We start from the raw sequence: 16,191 nt of genomic DNA on the forward strand, positions 1-16,191 counted from the left end.
TATTAAATCGATTCTAATAAAAACGATAACCATGTTAGGCCGCAATGGCTGCTGGAGCACCCCATATGTCGACGAATACCACATCTCACTCTACAACTCATTCACCTATATCTAGTCAAGCTGTCGTGATTAAACAAGCTGACTTTATTGAAAGTATTGCTGATTCTCTGCAATACATCTCGTATTACCATCCCAAAGACTTTGTTGATGCAATGACCAAAGCTTACGAGCGTGAAGAAAGCGCTGCCGCGAAAGACGCCATTGCCCAAATTCTGATTAACTCCCGTATGTCAGCCGAAGGCAAACGGCCTTTATGCCAAGACACTGGAATTGTCACCACCTTTGTTAAAATTGGTATGTCTGTTCAGTGGGATAAAACTGACATGACAGTTCAAGAAATGGTCGATGAAGGTGTACGTCGTGCTTATACCAATCCAGATAATCCATTACGTGCATCAATAGTGTCAGACCCTGCCGGTGCGCGTAAAAATACCAAAGACAACACACCATCAGTGGTTCATATTGACATGGTTGCTGGTAATCAAATAGAAGTGATGATTGCCGCTAAAGGTGGTGGGTCGGAAAATAAATCCAAAATGGCCATGCTTAATCCGTCAGACGATATCGCCGCTTGGGTAGAAAAAACATTACCAACAATGGGCGCGGGCTGGTGTCCACCGGGTATGTTAGGCATAGGTATCGGTGGTACTGCTGAGAAAGCGGCCGTTCTGGCCAAAGAATCATTAATGGACCCTGTTGATATTCATGAGTTGATGGCTCGTGGTGCAGAGACCACAGAAGAAAAGCTTCGTTTAGACATTTTTGAACGCGCAAATAATTTAGGCATAGGCGCTCAAGGGTTGGGCGGACTCACTACAGTATTAGATGTTAAAATTAAATCTGTACCGACTCATGCAGCGTCTAAACCAGTAGTGATGATCCCTAACTGCGCAGCAACGCGCCATGTGCATTTTCATTTAGATGGCACTGGTCCAGTCGATTTAGTACCTCCATCTTTGTCTGATTGGCCTGAAATTACTCGTGAAGCGGGAGAAAACACTCACCGTGTCAATTTAGATACGGTCACTCAAGCTGAAATCGAAACTTGGAAGAGTGGTGATACCTTATTACTCAACGGTAAAATGCTGACTGGCCGTGACGCTGCTCATAAACGGATTCAAATGTTACTTGAATCTGGTGAAGGTTTACCAGCAGGCGTCGATTTTACCGGTAAGTTTATTTATTACGTTGGCCCAGTAGACCCTGTCGGTGATGAAGTGGTTGGCCCTGCAGGCCCAACAACGGCAACCCGTATGGATAAGTTCACTGACATGATGTTAGACCAAACAGGTCTAATGGGCATGATTGGTAAGTCTGAGCGTGGTCCTGAAACGGTTGCTTCAATTAAAAAGCACAAAGCAGTGTATTTAATGGCTGTTGGCGGCGCGGCATACCTAGTGTCGAAAGCGATTAAGAAATCACGTGTTGTCGCATTTGAAGATTTAGGCATGGAAGCGATTTACGAATTTGATGTGCAAGACATGCCTGTAACCGTGGCGGTTGATACCAATGGTGTTAATGCGCACGAAACTGGCCCAGCGATTTGGAAAATTAATATCGCTAACAGTAAAGCTAATAAGTAAGCCATCGATAACATTGTGCTTAGACATAAGCGATAAGTGTCAATGTGATTAAACGCTCGGGTTTACAGCTTTTTACAAAAGGCTTGTTGCCTGAGCGTTTTGCTTTGGTTAGTCTGCAATATACATTTTATGATTACGTTTGATATTGGCTGTATTTGTGGCCCAAACGTAATACGTTTTATTTAAACAACTGAGACATGATAACAATGAAAAAGTCTTCTGTATTATTCGCACTGGTTGCTGCTGGCATGGCAACATCAGTGTCTGCGGCAGAGCCCGCAGCTTTTAATGTTCAGCAACTGGTTAACTTAAATAAGTTGCATTCAGCGGCCGTATCAAATGATGGTAAAACCATGGTGTACGGCGTAAAAGTGGTTGATGATAAAGGCGAGGGCAACTCAGATCTTTATCTTCTCGATTTGAACGAGAAAAATGCTAAGCCAAAGCAACTTACCTCGGCAGCCGGTACTGAACACGATGTCAGCTTCTCGCCCGATGGAAAATCGATTTATTTCCTCGCCACGCGCTCCGGCACCAGTCAATTGTATCAATTGGCCCTTGATGGCGGAGAAGCTATCGCGGTTACCGATTTACCGTTAGATATCAATGGCTACAAATTGTCTAACGACGGTAAGCAAGTTGTTATGACGTTGCGAGTATTTCCAGAGTGTAAAGACTTAGCGTGTTCAAAAGACAAGTTTACTGCCGAAGCTGAACGTAAAAGCACCGGGCGTCAATACAAGCAGTTGATGGTACGTCATTGGGACACTTGGGAAGATCATGCACGTAATCATTTGTTTGTCGCCTCGCTTAATGGCAACAAAATTACCACAGCGACAAACGTTACAGCGGGCCGTGACACTGAAACACCGCCTAAGCCATTTTCTGGTATGGAAGAAGTCACCTTTACTGCAGACGGTAAGTACGTTGTTTATAGCGCGAAAGCGCCTAGCCGTGATCAAGCTTGGACTACTAACTACGATTTATGGCAAGTGCCTGTAGCTGGCGGTGAAACGGTTAACTTAACCCCAGATAACCAAGCATGGGATGCCCAGCCAACGTTCTCTGCCGATGGCCGTTATCTTGCTTATTTAGCCATGTCTAAGGCGGGTTACGAAGCTGATCGCTCCCGCATTATGTTACGTGACAATGTTACAGGTCAGGAAAAAGAAGTCGCACCATTGTGGGATCGCAGCGCGAGTTCATTAAATTTTAGTGCCGATGGTCGTACTTTGTATGTGACAGCACAAGATCTTGGGCAAGTGACCATTTTTGAAGTGAACACTCAGTTTGGTGATGTGCGTCCTATTTACAACCAAGGCAGTAACAGCCTAGTGGCTGTGACCAGTAATCGTCTTATTTTCCAGAAGTCATCATTAGTTGAACCTGGCGATTTATTCAGTGTGTCACTTGAAGGTGAACAACTTAAACAGCTAACCAACGTCAACAGTGAAAAATTAGCTGACATTAAGTTTGGTGATTTTGAACAGTTCAACTTTAAAGGTTGGAATGACGAAACCGTTCATGGTTATTGGATCAAACCTGTTAACTATGAAGAAGGTAAAAAATACCCAATAGCTTACCTGGTACACGGCGGCCCACAAGGCTCATTTGGTAACAGTTTCAGCAGCCGCTGGAATGCTCAGTTATGGGCGGGTGCAGGCTATGGCGTAGTGATGGTCGACTTCCATGGTTCTACTGGATATGGTCAAGCGTTTACCGACTCTATTGGCAAGGATTGGGGCGGAAAACCGCTTGAAGATCTTAAAAAAGGCATGGCAGCAGTTACCGCGCAGCAACCTTGGTTAGATGCTAACAATGCATGTGCACTGGGCGGTTCTTACGGTGGCTATATGATGAACTGGTTCCAAGGTAAATGGAACGATGGCTTCAAGTGTTTAGTCGACCATGCTGGTTTGTTTGATATGCGTTCTATGTATTACGTTACAGAAGAATTATGGTTCCCTGAATATGAATTCGGTGGCCCATACGATCAAAACAAAGAGCTATATGAAAAGTTTAACCCAGTAAACTATGTTGAAAACTGGAAAACGCCGATGCTCGTCATCCATGGTGAAAAAGACTACCGTGTACCTTATGGCCAAGGTCTTGCTGCATTTACCTTTATGCAGCGTAAAGGTATTCCTTCAGAGCTATTGGTATTTCCAGATGAGAATCACTGGATTTTAAATCAAGATAACCTACAGCTATGGTACAAGAATGTACTAGGCTGGATGGATCGTTGGACAGCTAAATAACCTGAAATTGGGATAACAAACGTCTCTCAAACAGCTCTTTGCCTTGCTAACGTTGTTGAATTAACTTGCAATAGACCCGCTATTGACGCGTCAATTCGCCTTGTTAGTAAAAAAAATGACAAGTTTGAGAGTTAACGTATATGACTATGATCTTTATAATCATATATTTGTCTCTTATCCCGAGTTCAGGTTAAATATTGTGTAGTTTCTCTGTAGAGGGTTTACGCAGGTCAGTATTGAAATAATGGCCTAATCTTCACAGCAGAGTTACTTTCAGAGTTAATTAAAAGAGATGTTGCCACTGGCAACATCTCTTTTTTGTGCCTAAGCTATTGTAGCTTCAGATATTGTGGGTCAAGCCAATCGCAGTTTTACCAGAGGCAATGAGTTATTCATTAGTCAAGGTGATGCTGGAATCGATATCTATACTGTTTACCTAAAAAATACACTTATATACTGTCAAAATAAACTGACCGGCTAAATGTATACTTTTAGGAGAAATAAAAACTCCGCTATCGTTAGTATTTTTCATCATAAGGCTATTCTTATTTTGTTGAATAATATGTAGGTTAACCACAGACAAACAATATTTTAAGTTATGTTGTAGGTTAAATCATCATATTGATGCTAATTAGAACTGTATAGTGAAATAAAATAACTAAAAGTGCGTGTTTACGTTAACTGTCATTGTGATGTAAAAACACAAATAATAGACGTAGCATTAGTTTTTGTATTGTAAAACGGTCTATCAAATATAAAAAATTTCATTTGGGGAATGGCAATGTTTCAGCTACATTAGCGCCCTCAGAATCGAGCTTCAATACAGGTAATATCAAGAGGGTTATACCAAGTGGATTTCATGCTTTATATCAAGTTCTTTCTAGGACTATTAGCCATTATTAACCCAGTAGGGTTATTACCTGTTTTTGTTAGTTTAACCAGCCATCAAACTGAAGTTGAGCGTAGACATACCAACCGGGTGGCAAACTTTGCCGTAGTGGTCATTTTATTGGTGACGGCAATAGCAGGGCATTACATTCTTAGTATGTTCAGTATTTCATTATCGGCTTTTCGTATTGCCGGTGGTAGCTTGATTTGTATTATTGCCATGTCGATGCTACAAGGTAAAATCAGTGAAGTGAAACGCAACCAAGAAGAAGACCGTGAGTCTTCAGGTATGGAGTCTGTAGCGGTTGTCCCTTTAGCCTTGCCATTAATGGCTGGTCCTGGCGCCATTAGTGCGGTGATTGTGTTTGCGGCGGAGCATCACCAAATAACCAACTACATTGGTATGTTTTTAACCATTATTATCTTAGGTCTTGTTAGTTGGGGTTTATTTCGTATGGCGCCAATGCTGTTTAAACTATTAGGTAAAACTGGCATTAACGTTATTACTCGTCTAATGGGTCTACTGATGTTGTCTTTAGGCATTGAAGTGATCGCCGCGGGTGTTAAAGGACTTTTCCCTACCTTAATAGGTTAGTTAGCTTGCTAGTTGCTGTGCATTTGTGCAAACGCTTGATAGTGGGGATTTTTAGCTTGACCCGCTATCATCATTTGCGTAAAGTACGCCTCGATTAGCACTGCCGCGGTTAGTATTAAGTGGTTTTGTATTGTTGAGAGGTAATTATCCCACTCAATAGAATTAAATATTAAGTACTGCCTTTTTATCTGATGTCTTTTAATAATATGGATAAAAAGTCAGTCACAAATTGGTGAGCTGGCTGAGTGGCTGAAGGCGCACGCCTGGAAAGTGTGTTTAGGTTTATCCCTAACGAGAGTTCGAATCTCTCGCTCACCGCCATATTATGAAAAAAGACGTCTTCGGACGTCTTTTTTCATTTGTGTTTTAATACAATACTGACAATTTGGCTGATGCTTCGTCTCGCCGTTGTCTAGTATGACTTTATATTAACGAGGTGTTAGCGCTTGTTATGCGTAGCCTCTATAATGCTTTATTCTTGTTTTACTACTGAGACCCACTTTCATGCCTTTTTCGACACTTGGATTACGCGACACGATTGTCAATGCCCTACATGAAGTGGGATACAGTCAGCCGACACCGATTCAACAACAGACTATTCCGGTTATTTTAAAGGGTAAGAACCTGCTTGCCGCGGCGCAAACGGGCACCGGTAAAACCGCAAGCTTTGTATTGCCAATATTAGAACGCTTAGCCGACACTGAAACCCAGCGTGCAAAACGTATTCGAGCGTTGATTTTAACCCCAACTCGCGAACTCGCAGTGCAAGTTCACGCCAACGTAGTGCAGTACGCCAAGCATTTATCGTTAACCTCTATCGCCATTTATGGTGGGGTTGATGAGAAGCCGCAAAAACAAGCCTTAATTGATGGTGTGGATATTTTGGTGGCGACACCAGGACGTTTACTCGACTTATATACCCAACGTGCTGTGCACTTTGATGAAATTGAAGTGTTGGTGCTTGATGAAGCCGATAGAATGCTCGACATGGGCTTTATCGAAGATATTAATAAAATCATCGATAAATTACCTTCTGAACGTCAGAGTTTATTGTTTTCCGCGACATTATCAAACCAAGTGCGTGCGTTAGCGAAAACGGCCATTAAGCGTCCTGTGGAAATTTCGGTGATTGCTGATCGCGATTCAGCACCGAAAATCGAGCAGTGGTTAACGACGGTTGATAAAGATAAAAAATCAGCTTTATTAAGTCATTTAATTAAAACCGAAGAGTGGAACCAAGCGCTAATCTTTATCGAAACTAAGCAAGGTGCCGCTAAATTAGTCAGTCAGCTTGAAAAGCGTGATATTGCTGCAGAGTGTATTCACAGTGGCCGCAGCCAGCCAGTGCGTGAACAAATTTTAGCTGATTTTAAATCGGGTAACATTAAATACCTAGTAGCTACCGGTATTGCGGCGCGTGGTATTGATATTGACGATTTATCTCGTGTAATCAATTATGACTTGCCTTATCCGGCCGATGACTACATTCATCGTATTGGTCGAACCGGTCGTGCCGGTGCTGCTGGTGTCGCTATTTCTTTTGTGTCCAATGATGACTTTAAAAACCTGTGTATGATTGAAAGTCGTTTGGGGCATTTAATTGAACGCAAAGAAATAGTCGGTTTTGAACCATCTAAGCCTATTCCTATTTCGGTGTTGAATTTTATCCCAAAAAATCGTCAGCATAAATCAACCTCAGCGACAGACCGACCTACGCTGAGTTTAGGCAAATCGAAAACGGCTTCAGCTGACTTTAGAAAAACCAAAACAGCTAAAGCGCCAGCCTCGCCGAAAGGTAATAAACCTAATCCGTGGAATATCTAAACTGATTAGATAAACGATTAACTTAGTTGTTGTATCGGCGATTAAAGCGGAATTTACTTTCCGCTTTTTTGTGTGGATTTCTCAAGGCATGGACAGTCTGGCGGTAACACAAACTGAATGGCTTTTGGGAGTACTTCAAAACGCATTTGCTCTGTTGGATAGGGTTCGCCATCTAAATTAAGCGGTAACTTGATAGGGAAATCAATTTCTAGCCAACGGGTTTGAAAATGATAACAAAACCTGGCTTCATGACTCATGGCTTGTATTTCTTCTAACACCACCGGGATATCAAAGGTTGAAAATGACTTCAGCAGGGTGATATCCATCAAGCCATCATCAATTAACGCATTGGGCGCCAGCATTTGTCCGCCGCCAGCTTGCTTATTATTGCAAATGGCGCCTACCAGAATATCGCCATCGAACGTGCCTTTATCGGTGGTAATACTGCCTTGATAAGGCTTAAAGCCTAATGCTTTTGCCAATCCTATTAAGGTATAAGCCCCGCCGCCCAGAAAATCTTTTAACTCTGTTGGTGTTTCTGCAGTCACTTGCGCGCCAAAACCGGCGACAGCCGCATTAATAAAATAATTATTGTTGGCTCTAATGATATCAATAGGGTAGCTGTCACCATGAATCGCCAGTTCCAAAGTGGAATGAATATTATTGCTAATGCCACACGCAGTGGCGAAATCATTTGCCGTGCCTAATGGCAGCACGGCTATTTCGAGCATATGATCCTGTTGTGACAGTTGCATCAGGGCATTAACAGCCTCATTAAGTGAGCCATCACCGCCTCCAATAACCACTCTGCCGACATTATCGGCTATTGCTTCCGTCATAAAACGCAACATATCGGCACTTTCCCAAGAGACCCGCACATCAACAGTATGGCCCTTTTCACGTAAAGCGATAACCGATTGTCTGATGTCGACATTGGCGGCTTTTTTACCATTAAGCAGTAGTCGGATATGTGTTGAAGGCATCGTTAAGACCTCTGTTGATTATTATGGACACGGCTATGTAACTAAAAATCGGTTTCTAGGCTACAAGCAGTTGATCGATTCACTATTTTTATGTCACAAAAGGTGTCTGCATGCTGCAAAACCGTGACGAACATGATTAACTAATTATAATTGTCTAAGGATGATTTTTACTCATCACTATGTAGAAAAAGTATACGTTCCAAAAACCGTTAAGTTTCCAAAATAGTTAAGTTCCACAAATTATTTAAGCACAAAATATATAGGCAGCCAAAATCTATACTCGCGAAAGCGATGCCGATAAAAAATAAGTGTAAACACACTAAAAAATAATAACAATGTAAGGGATAACTCATGAAAAAATCTTTACTTGCTTTGGCGGTTACTTTTGCCATGGTCGGCTGTGGCGATGACTCGGTTAAGCCAAGTCCACAAACCAAGACCGTTACTGCAGAGGCTAGCACAACTACAACCGTGGCAGAATTAACCTTTAACAAATATTCACAACAGTTTATTGATGAGCTGTGGGCATTATCACCAACGTGGGCTCTGTACAGTGGCAAACATGTTAATGATGGCTATTTAGATATCCCTAATCAAGCTAGCCGCGACAAAACGCTGCAATTTGTTAAGCAACAGCAAGCGGCACTAGCCCAATTCGATCCGCAGTCATTATCTGCTAACGAGTTAATTGATTATAAATTACTGAGTAATTTAGTTGAGTCAATGCAATGGGAAATTACACGCTTTAAAGGTTGGCAATGGGATCCATCTAATTACAATGTTGCCGGTGGTTTTGCGCAAATCATCAATGAAGACTTTGCCCCGTTAGATGAGCGCTTAGGCTCTGTTATTGCACGTCTTGAAAATGTGCCCGCTTATTATGAGGCCGCGCGACAAAATATTAGTGAGCCGACACTTGAGCATACCCAATTAGCGATTATGCAAAATCAAGGCGCATTTTCGGTATTGTCTGCCGAGTTAGCCCAGCAAGTCACTGATTCAGGCTTAAGCGCAGAGCAGAAAGCGTTATTTGCTGAGCGTTTTGATGCAGCAACTGCAGCGATTAAACAGCACATTGAGTGGTTAACCGCGCTTGAAACTAAGCTAACCGAAAATGGAGGCCGTGATTTCCGTATTGGTGAAACCTTATACGAAGAAAAATTCGCCTTCGATATTCAGTCTGGTATGACCGCTAAACAGTTATATGACAAAGCTGTGGCAGATAAAAATCATGTTCAGCAAGAAATGGCTAAGATCACCGATACCATTTGGTCAAAGTATATCGATACCCCAAAACCGGCCGATGAGAGACAAGCTATTCGGCAGTTAATTGATGTGTTATCAACCAAACATGTTAAACGAGAAAACTTTGTTGCTGAAGTGCGTAAGCAAATTCCAGAACTGATTAAATTTGTCAATGATAAACAACTGGTGACTCTTGATCCTAACAAACCGTTAATTGTGCGTGAAACCCCTGAATACATGCGCGGTTTTGCGGGTGCTTCTATCAGTGCACCAGGGCCTTATGACAAAGGCGGTAATACTTACTACAACGTTTCGCCCCTCGATGACATGAGTGATGAGTCAGCCGAAAGCTATTTACGTGAATACAATCACTGGATTTTACAGGTACTGAATATTCATGAGGCTATCCCAGGGCATTACACACAATTAGTCTTTTCTAACCAATCTCCTAGTTTAGTGAAAAGCTTATTTGGTAACGGTGCCATGATTGAAGGTTGGGCAGTGTATACCGAGCGTATGATGCTGGAAGAAGGTTATGGTAATTTTGAACCTGAAATGTGGTTGATGTATTACAAATGGAATTTACGGGTCATTTGTAACACTATTTTAGACTACAGCATTCAGGTTAACGGAATGGGTGAGCAAGAGGTGATTGACTTGCTCGAGAATGAAGCGTTCCAACAACGCGCTGAAGCTGAAGGAAAGTGGCGTCGAGCGACCTTAAGTCAAGTGCAACTGACTAGCTATTACGCTGGCTATCGTGAGATCTATGATTTCCGCGAACAACTTAAAGCTAAGCAAGGTGAAAACTTTGATTTAAAGCAGTTTCATGAACAGTTTTTAAGTTACGGTAGTGCGCCGGTTAAATTTATTAAACAGTTGATGACAGATAAATAGACCAATGATGTCTCATTCATTATTGTGACAAATGTCTCAAGGCCTGAAGTTTCAGGCCTTTTTGTTAATGAAAAGGGCTACAGGGTCGATTAAATCTGGTTTTGGCTAAATAATTATGATAATCTTAATGGTAATCGTTATCATTAAGTAGCTGAGCATGAAGAATATCCTATTCATTGAACATACCCTTTCCGATAAAAGTGACGTAACTCGACAGCTAAATGAGCAGGGCTACAGTGTTCATCGGGTTAATAATGCCTTTGATGCGTTGATCCAAATGGAAACTGAGCAGCTTGAAGCCATATTATTAGATTTTTCGGTTCCCAAAATGGAGTCATTTTGGCTGCTCGTTGCACGACAAACCCGAACGCCTATTATTGTATTAGCAGAAAGTAACAGCGAACTGGAGCGCATTAATGCGCTAGAGTTAGGCGCCGACGATTATCTCACTCGACCGATTAATATCCGCGAATTGCAGTTACGTCTTAATGTACTCCATCGACGCACCCAAGCACCAATTAATGACGTGGTTAATGACTATATTGGCTTTGATGATACCTGCTATACCATTAGTTTTGCAGAAAAGTCGCTAGTGTTGACCCAAACGGAATATCGGTTATTTAAATATTTGTTTGATAGACAAGGTGAAGTGGTCACCAAAGAAGAGCTGCAACTACGGGTATTGCACAAGGAACTTGGACGTTTTGACCGTAATTTAGACATGCATATCAGTAATACACGCCGTAAATTAGTTAAACGCAATTTACCACGCGAATTGATTAATACCGTTCGCGGTCAAGGTTACTGCTTTAGCTTTTAATGGTTCACACCTATTGCCGCATTTGATAAGCTATGGCGCATAAAATAAGGCTGATACCAATCGTTATTAAGCCCAAAATAAGCGCAAGCACATAAAGGATAATCTAATGCGGATTACAGCAAACTTTGACGGCGGCAATATTCACGTCATTAACCTAGACAAACATGACGATATACAACTCGCCATTCGTCCCGATTTTGGTGGTGAGTTTTATCAATGGTTTAACTTCCGTTTAGAAGGGGAAGTCGGCCAGACATATATCCTTAACATCCTCAATGCAGGTAGTGCCTCTTATCCAGCTGGCTGGGACGATTATCAAGCAGTTGCCAGTTATGACCGCCAATCGTGGTTCAGATTACCGACTCAGTATGTCGACGGAAAATTAACCATCCAGGCTGAGCTAGATTGTGAAGCCATTCAAATAGCTTATTTTGCACCGTACAGCTACGAACGTCATTTAGATTTGATCAGTGAAGTGCAATTACATCCTGCTGTGAGTCTTGAGCACCTTGGGTTAACCCTTGATGGTCGCGACATGACCTTACTAAAAATTGGTGATGCTAACCCAGATAAAAAGAATATTTGGATTACTGCGCGTCAACATCCGGGTGAAACGATGGCTGAATGGCTAGTTGAAGGCTTATTAAATCAATTGCTTGATAGTTATTGTCCAACATCTAAAGCCTTATTAGACAAAGCCAATTTTTATATTGTGCCAAACATGAATCCTGATGGCAGCGCACGCGGCCATTTACGGACTAATGCTGTTGGTACTAACTTAAATCGCGAATGGCAAACACCGAGCTTAGAGAAAAGCCCTGAAGTGTATTATGTCGTTAATAAAATGCATCAAACTGGTGTTGATTTATTTTACGATGTGCACGGCGATGAAGGCCTGCCTTATGTGTTCCTTGCCGGTTGTGAAGGGGTGCCAAGCTACAACGATAAGATGGCTCAATTACAGCAGCAATTTCTCAGTGCATTGACCATTGCCAGTGCGGATTTCCAAACAGAGTTTGGTTACGATAAAGATGAGCCAGGCAAAGCTAATTTAACGGTAGGTTCTAATTGGGTTGCTAATACGTTCAGTTGTTTATCGAACACCTTAGAAATGCCATTTAAAGACAATGCCAATTTAGCCGATCCATTTGTGGGCTGGTCTCCAGAGCGTTGCGTATATTTAGGTGAAGCGTCTTTAGTTGCGATGTTAGCGGTGGTTGATAATTTATAATCGCGACAGTACGCGGTAATTTTTATCTTCAGATAATCAAGCAGGTAGAATGAATTATGGCCTTAGTTGCATGTCCTAAATGTCAAAAGCGAATTTCAAGTCTGGCTAAGCAATGTGAGCATTGTAAAACCGATTTGAGTGGTAATACTGAGTCATTAATGATTATCAGTCACATTGAGCGTTCAAATAGCTTAATGACTCAAAGCTTTATTTTTTTGACATTATTTATCGCAGGAGTTGTGGTGTGGTTTTGGGGAGGAGAGCCTGCACAGGGGTTAACTTCTTATATCGCGATCGCAAGTTTTGTTATTGGTTTTACGGGTTATCTTGTTACCCGAGTCAGAATAGTGTTACATAAACGGAAATCAGTATGAACGATATCAATAAAGTCATTGATGAAATGCCTGAAGAAGTATACCTGCGTTTATTGTCTGCGTCTGAGTTAGGTAAGTGGGATGATGGTACAGTATTAACTCAGCCACAGCGTGAATCGACTTTGCAAGTAGTGATGTTGTATCAAGCACGTAAGCTGCAGCAAACTGAACATTTTACCATCGCAGCCGGTGGTAACATTAATGAGCTGTCTAAATCAGAGCTGAAAAAACAGTTTAAAGGTGAGCCCATCGCCGAGTTTAAAGAAGCTGATTTGTAATTATCTGATAATAAATACTATTTGTTATCAATAATGGATATTATAACATCAAAAAATGCGAGCTCATTAGCTCGCATTTTTATTTAGCTGTTATCTGATTAGTACAATAACCCCGTAACAGTATCAATAACCTAAACTAGTCCGTTGTCAGTTCACCAACAAGGTTTTGCTGCATACGTTGCTTAATTTGCGCCGACGTTAATCCAATAGACAACAAATAATGCAATTTAGCTAACGCCGCTTCAATGGTCATATCAGCACCACTTATTACCCCAGCTTGTGCTAAAGCATTACCTGTAGCATAACCGCGCATATTGACCTTACCCTGGAAACACTGGGTCAAATTAACCAATATAATACCGCGTTCATCGGCTTGTTTAAGTGTATCAAGTAGCTTCTTATCTTGTGGTGCATTCCCCACGCCAAAGGTCAATAAAATCAGTGCTTTTACCGGTTGTTGTAAAATATTATTAAAAATGTCAGTGGAGATCCCTGGATAAAGTGTCACCACACCAACAGGTTGTGGACTAATTGTCACCACTTCTAAAGGCTCACCTGTTGGTTTGGTTATTTTCCCTGCTTTAAGGTTTATTTTAATGCCTGCCTCGAGCAACATAGGAAAATTAGGCGATGCAAACGCATCGAATCCGTCAGCATGGGCTTTGGTTGAGCGGTTACCACGAAACAGTTTGTTATTAAAAAATAAACAGACTTCTGCAACGGGGTAGTTGGCTGCAATATAAAGCGAATTGAGCAAGTTGGTTTGACCGTCTGAACGTAATTGAGCTAACGGAATTTGTGAACCAGTAACAATGACAGGTTTTGATAGACCTTGCAGCATAAATGACAATGCAGATGCGGTATAAGCCATGGTGTCTGTACCATGCAAAATAACGAAACCGTCATACTTTTCATAGTTGGCTTGAATATCATTAGCAATCAATTGCCAATCCGGCGGTGCCATATTGGATGAGTCAATTAATGGGCTGTATTCATGAATAACGAATTCAGGCATTTCTTCATGATAAAACTCAGGCATTGACTGCACACAATCGGTTAAGAACCCAGATACTGGCACAAAACCATTATCGGTCTTTTGCATCCCGATGGTACCGCCAGTATAGGCAACGTAAATGGAACGTTTTGTCATGTATGTAGGCTCTTCTTTAACAGCGATTGCAGATTGTGGAAATTATACGAGTTTATTTGTCGATCCCCAATAAAAAAGCCTGCTAAGCAGGCTTTTTTTGAAGAATCTTCATATTGCGGTCATTTGAGTGATTAGTAATTACAGTTTTCGCAATACATATAGACATGATTAGGGTCATCAAACATCGACAATGTTTCAAATGCGCCAGCCCACTGCTTGGCAAAGCGCTCAATGAAACTGGTTTGACGAACACTGTCTGGAACATAAGCGGCAGTCGCACCCATGATTTGCTGCATCAGTTGTTGTTCAGCGCTAAGCTCTTGTTCAATCAATTTAACGTCGAACTTGTCCATTTTCGCTAAATCAGCAGCTTTGGCTAATGCCACATCCATATCACCTAGTTCATCAACTAGGCCTAAGGTGAGTGCGCGTTTACCAGTCCATACTCGGCCTTGAGCAATGTTGTCAACTTGCTCTAGTGTCATATGACGTTCTTTTGCTACCAGAGAAATAAACTCATGATAACCACGTTCAATATGGCGTTGTACAACAGCAGCCACTTGCGGATTTAATTCGCGTGCAGGCGATAATCCGGCCCAATCAGATGTTGCGACACCATCAGAGGTCACACCAAAATGATTCAGTGCTTGCTCAAACGTAGCAAACATACCGAAAATACCGATAGAACCCGTTAGGGTTGTTGGTGTTGCAACAATATAGTCGGCACTGGCTGATATCCAATATCCGCCAGATGCAGCAAGACTACCCATGCTAACAACCACAGGCTTACCTGCTGCTTTTAGGGCTAACACTTCTTGACGAATTTGTTCTGACGCAAATGCACTACCACCAGGGCTATCAACGCGAAGCACGACGGCTTTCACCTTATCGTCAAAGCGTGCTTTCATTAGCAATGCAGAGGTACTTTCACCGCCAATTTGTCCAGCAGGTTGTTTACCGTTAAGAATCGTGCCTTTAGCAACGATAACGGCAACTGCGTCTTTTTCAACAAAGCTAGGCATAGGTGCGGTTAACGCTCGGTAATCATTAAAGCTAATTTGCTTAAAGTTTTTACCTTCTTTATCACTGCCAACACGTTCAATCATCGCGACACGGAACGCATCAGCCGAAACCAGTTCGTCAACCCATTTCATGTTGACAGCCATTTGAGCACTGTCACCTTCAGCTTTATCAAGCTGAGCAAGGAATTCATCTGGAGTTAACACTAATTGATCTGGGGCTATTTGACGGTTACTGGCCACAATAGTTGAATAACTTTGCCAAATATCGTTTAACAATACTTTACTGGCGACTTTATCGGCATCAGACATATCGTCACGAATAAAGGGCTCTACAGCTGATTTAAAGGTTCCCACTCGAAATACGTGAGTGGTAATTTTGAGTTTTTCGAGTGCAGCCTTGTAATATAAGCGATAACGGCTTAAGCCATCAAGCGCTACCATACCTTGGTTGTTAAGGTATATTTTGTCTGCAAAGCTGGCTAAAAAATATTGGTTTTGATCATAACCATTGGCCATAGCGATAACTGACTTATTGGCGGCTTTAAACTGGGTTAATGCTTCACCTATAGCGGTCATTTTACTAATACCGGCATCACGAAGATCCGCTAAGTCCAGTACTATACTGTTAATGCGGGCGTCTTGAGTCGCATTATTAATAGTATAAAGTACATCGGCTAATAGAATTTCACCTTCTGGATCATTCGCTTGCCCTTGGCTAAATGCCATTTCTATTGGGTCTACATAATGTTTTTGGTCCACTATGCTCCCAGACAAGTTCAGCACTAATGCTGATTGATCTTCGACGACAATTTCATCTTCGCTGTTGAGAAGTACTACAGCGATGACAGCCAACAAACCAAAAAATATAACGTTGATGATGAACTTACGGATACCGTTTACTGTATTCCATAACAGTAAAAACATCCTTTTTAAAAACGAGGGTTTAGCGGACATTTGCCACTCCTTTATCAGTCTAATGTAGT

The 16,191-nt window shown here is 41.8% G+C and carries 12 protein-coding genes and 1 tRNA gene; 10 read left to right on the forward strand and 3 right to left on the reverse strand.

The features are described 5' to 3' along the window. Nucleotides 1-65: 65 nt before the first annotated feature. The 5 genes from CXF88_RS12085 (at nt 66) to CXF88_RS12105 (ending at nt 7,208) form a co-directional block, all read left to right on the forward strand. Entirely contained in the window at nt 66-1,643 is a 1,578-nt protein-coding gene (locus CXF88_RS12085) for a fumarate hydratase (protein WP_101087056.1), read from the forward strand. A 206-nt stretch (nt 1,644-1,849) separates the two neighbouring features. Further along, nucleotides 1,850-3,901, forward strand: a complete 2,052-nt coding sequence (locus CXF88_RS12090; protein WP_101087057.1) for a S9 family peptidase — start codon at nt 1,850-1,852, stop codon at nt 3,899-3,901. An 850-nt stretch (nt 3,902-4,751) separates the two neighbouring features. Then, nucleotides 4,752-5,384 (forward strand): YchE family NAAT transporter, encoded by a 633-nt coding sequence (locus CXF88_RS12095; protein WP_101087058.1) that lies wholly within the window; start codon nt 4,752-4,754, stop codon nt 5,382-5,384. A 231-nt stretch (nt 5,385-5,615) separates the two neighbouring features. After that, nucleotides 5,616-5,705: transfer RNA gene (locus CXF88_RS12100), tRNA-Ser, on the forward strand. A 183-nt stretch (nt 5,706-5,888) separates the two neighbouring features. Then, nucleotides 5,889-7,208 carry a DEAD/DEAH box helicase gene (locus CXF88_RS12105; RefSeq protein ID WP_101087059.1) on the forward strand — a complete coding sequence of 440 codons (1,320 nt, stop codon included), beginning with the start codon at nt 5,889-5,891 and terminating at the stop codon, nt 7,206-7,208. A gap of 53 nt (nt 7,209-7,261) precedes the next feature. Here CXF88_RS12105 and yegS read toward each other — a convergent pair whose 3' ends face one another. Next, nucleotides 7,262-8,191: a lipid kinase YegS gene (gene yegS, locus CXF88_RS12110; protein ID WP_101087060.1), complete on the reverse strand. Its 930-nt coding sequence runs from the start codon at nt 8,189-8,191 to the stop codon at nt 7,262-7,264. Between the two features lie 351 nt (nt 8,192-8,542). Between yegS and CXF88_RS12115 the strand changes: the two genes are divergently transcribed. The 5 genes from CXF88_RS12115 to CXF88_RS12135 all read left to right on the forward strand — a co-directional run bounded on the left by CXF88_RS12115 (nt 8,543) and on the right by CXF88_RS12135 (nt 13,036). Further along, nucleotides 8,543-10,333 carry a DUF885 domain-containing protein gene (locus CXF88_RS12115; protein ID WP_101087061.1) on the forward strand — a complete coding sequence of 597 codons (1,791 nt, stop codon included), beginning with the start codon at nt 8,543-8,545 and terminating at the stop codon, nt 10,331-10,333. A 157-nt stretch (nt 10,334-10,490) separates the two neighbouring features. Continuing rightward, nucleotides 10,491-11,153 carry a response regulator transcription factor gene (locus tag CXF88_RS12120; protein ID WP_101087062.1) on the forward strand — a complete coding sequence of 221 codons (663 nt, stop codon included), beginning with the start codon at nt 10,491-10,493 and terminating at the stop codon, nt 11,151-11,153. 106 nt (nt 11,154-11,259) lie between these two features. Further along, complete coding sequence (locus CXF88_RS12125) at nt 11,260-12,384, forward strand: M14-type cytosolic carboxypeptidase (protein WP_101087063.1); 1,125 nt, start codon at nt 11,260-11,262, stop codon at nt 12,382-12,384. A gap of 56 nt (nt 12,385-12,440) precedes the next feature. Next, nucleotides 12,441-12,758: a zinc ribbon domain-containing protein gene (locus CXF88_RS12130; protein ID WP_101087064.1), complete on the forward strand. Its 318-nt coding sequence runs from the start codon at nt 12,441-12,443 to the stop codon at nt 12,756-12,758. Then, complete coding sequence (locus CXF88_RS12135; protein ID WP_101087065.1) at nt 12,755-13,036, forward strand: DUF1315 family protein; 282 nt, start codon at nt 12,755-12,757, stop codon at nt 13,034-13,036. Before CXF88_RS12130 ends, CXF88_RS12135 begins: the two co-directional genes overlap by 4 nt. A gap of 136 nt (nt 13,037-13,172) precedes the next feature. Here CXF88_RS12135 and ansA read toward each other — a convergent pair whose 3' ends face one another. Next, on the reverse strand, nt 13,173-14,186 hold the full coding sequence (ansA, locus tag CXF88_RS12140) for an asparaginase (protein ID WP_101087066.1): 1,014 nt from the start codon (nt 14,184-14,186) through the stop codon (nt 13,173-13,175). Between the two features lie 131 nt (nt 14,187-14,317). After that, nucleotides 14,318-16,162 carry a signal peptide peptidase SppA gene (sppA, locus tag CXF88_RS12145; RefSeq protein WP_101087067.1) on the reverse strand — a complete coding sequence of 615 codons (1,845 nt, stop codon included), beginning with the start codon at nt 16,160-16,162 and terminating at the stop codon, nt 14,318-14,320. Between the last annotated feature and the right edge of the window lie 29 nt (nt 16,163-16,191).

This window comes from Shewanella sp. ALD9 (assembly GCF_002836315.1).
Lineage (GTDB): Bacteria > Pseudomonadota > Gammaproteobacteria > Enterobacterales > Shewanellaceae > Shewanella.

Bases quoted from the DNA above. Each gene is read 5' to 3' on its own strand.
- CXF88_RS12120 (WP_101087062.1), top strand. From the start codon at position 10,491: ATGAAGAATATCCTATTCATTGAACATACCCTTTCCGATAAAAGTGAC.
- CXF88_RS12135 (WP_101087065.1), top strand. From the start codon at position 12,755: ATGAACGATATCAATAAAGTCATTGATGAAATGCCTGAAGAAGTATAC.
- sppA (WP_101087067.1), bottom strand. From the start codon at position 16,162: ATGTCCGCTAAACCCTCGTTTTTAAAAAGGATGTTTTTACTGTTATGG.
- CXF88_RS12105 (WP_101087059.1), top strand. From the start codon at position 5,889: ATGCCTTTTTCGACACTTGGATTACGCGACACGATTGTCAATGCCCTA.
- CXF88_RS12090 (WP_101087057.1), top strand. From the start codon at position 1,850: ATGAAAAAGTCTTCTGTATTATTCGCACTGGTTGCTGCTGGCATGGCA.
- yegS (WP_101087060.1), bottom strand. From the start codon at position 8,191: ATGCCTTCAACACATATCCGACTACTGCTTAATGGTAAAAAAGCCGCC.
- CXF88_RS12125 (WP_101087063.1), top strand. From the start codon at position 11,260: ATGCGGATTACAGCAAACTTTGACGGCGGCAATATTCACGTCATTAAC.
- CXF88_RS12130 (WP_101087064.1), top strand. From the start codon at position 12,441: ATGGCCTTAGTTGCATGTCCTAAATGTCAAAAGCGAATTTCAAGTCTG.
- CXF88_RS12115 (WP_101087061.1), top strand. From the start codon at position 8,543: ATGAAAAAATCTTTACTTGCTTTGGCGGTTACTTTTGCCATGGTCGGC.
- CXF88_RS12085 (WP_101087056.1), top strand. From the start codon at position 66: ATGTCGACGAATACCACATCTCACTCTACAACTCATTCACCTATATCT.
- ansA (WP_101087066.1), bottom strand. From the start codon at position 14,186: ATGACAAAACGTTCCATTTACGTTGCCTATACTGGCGGTACCATCGGG.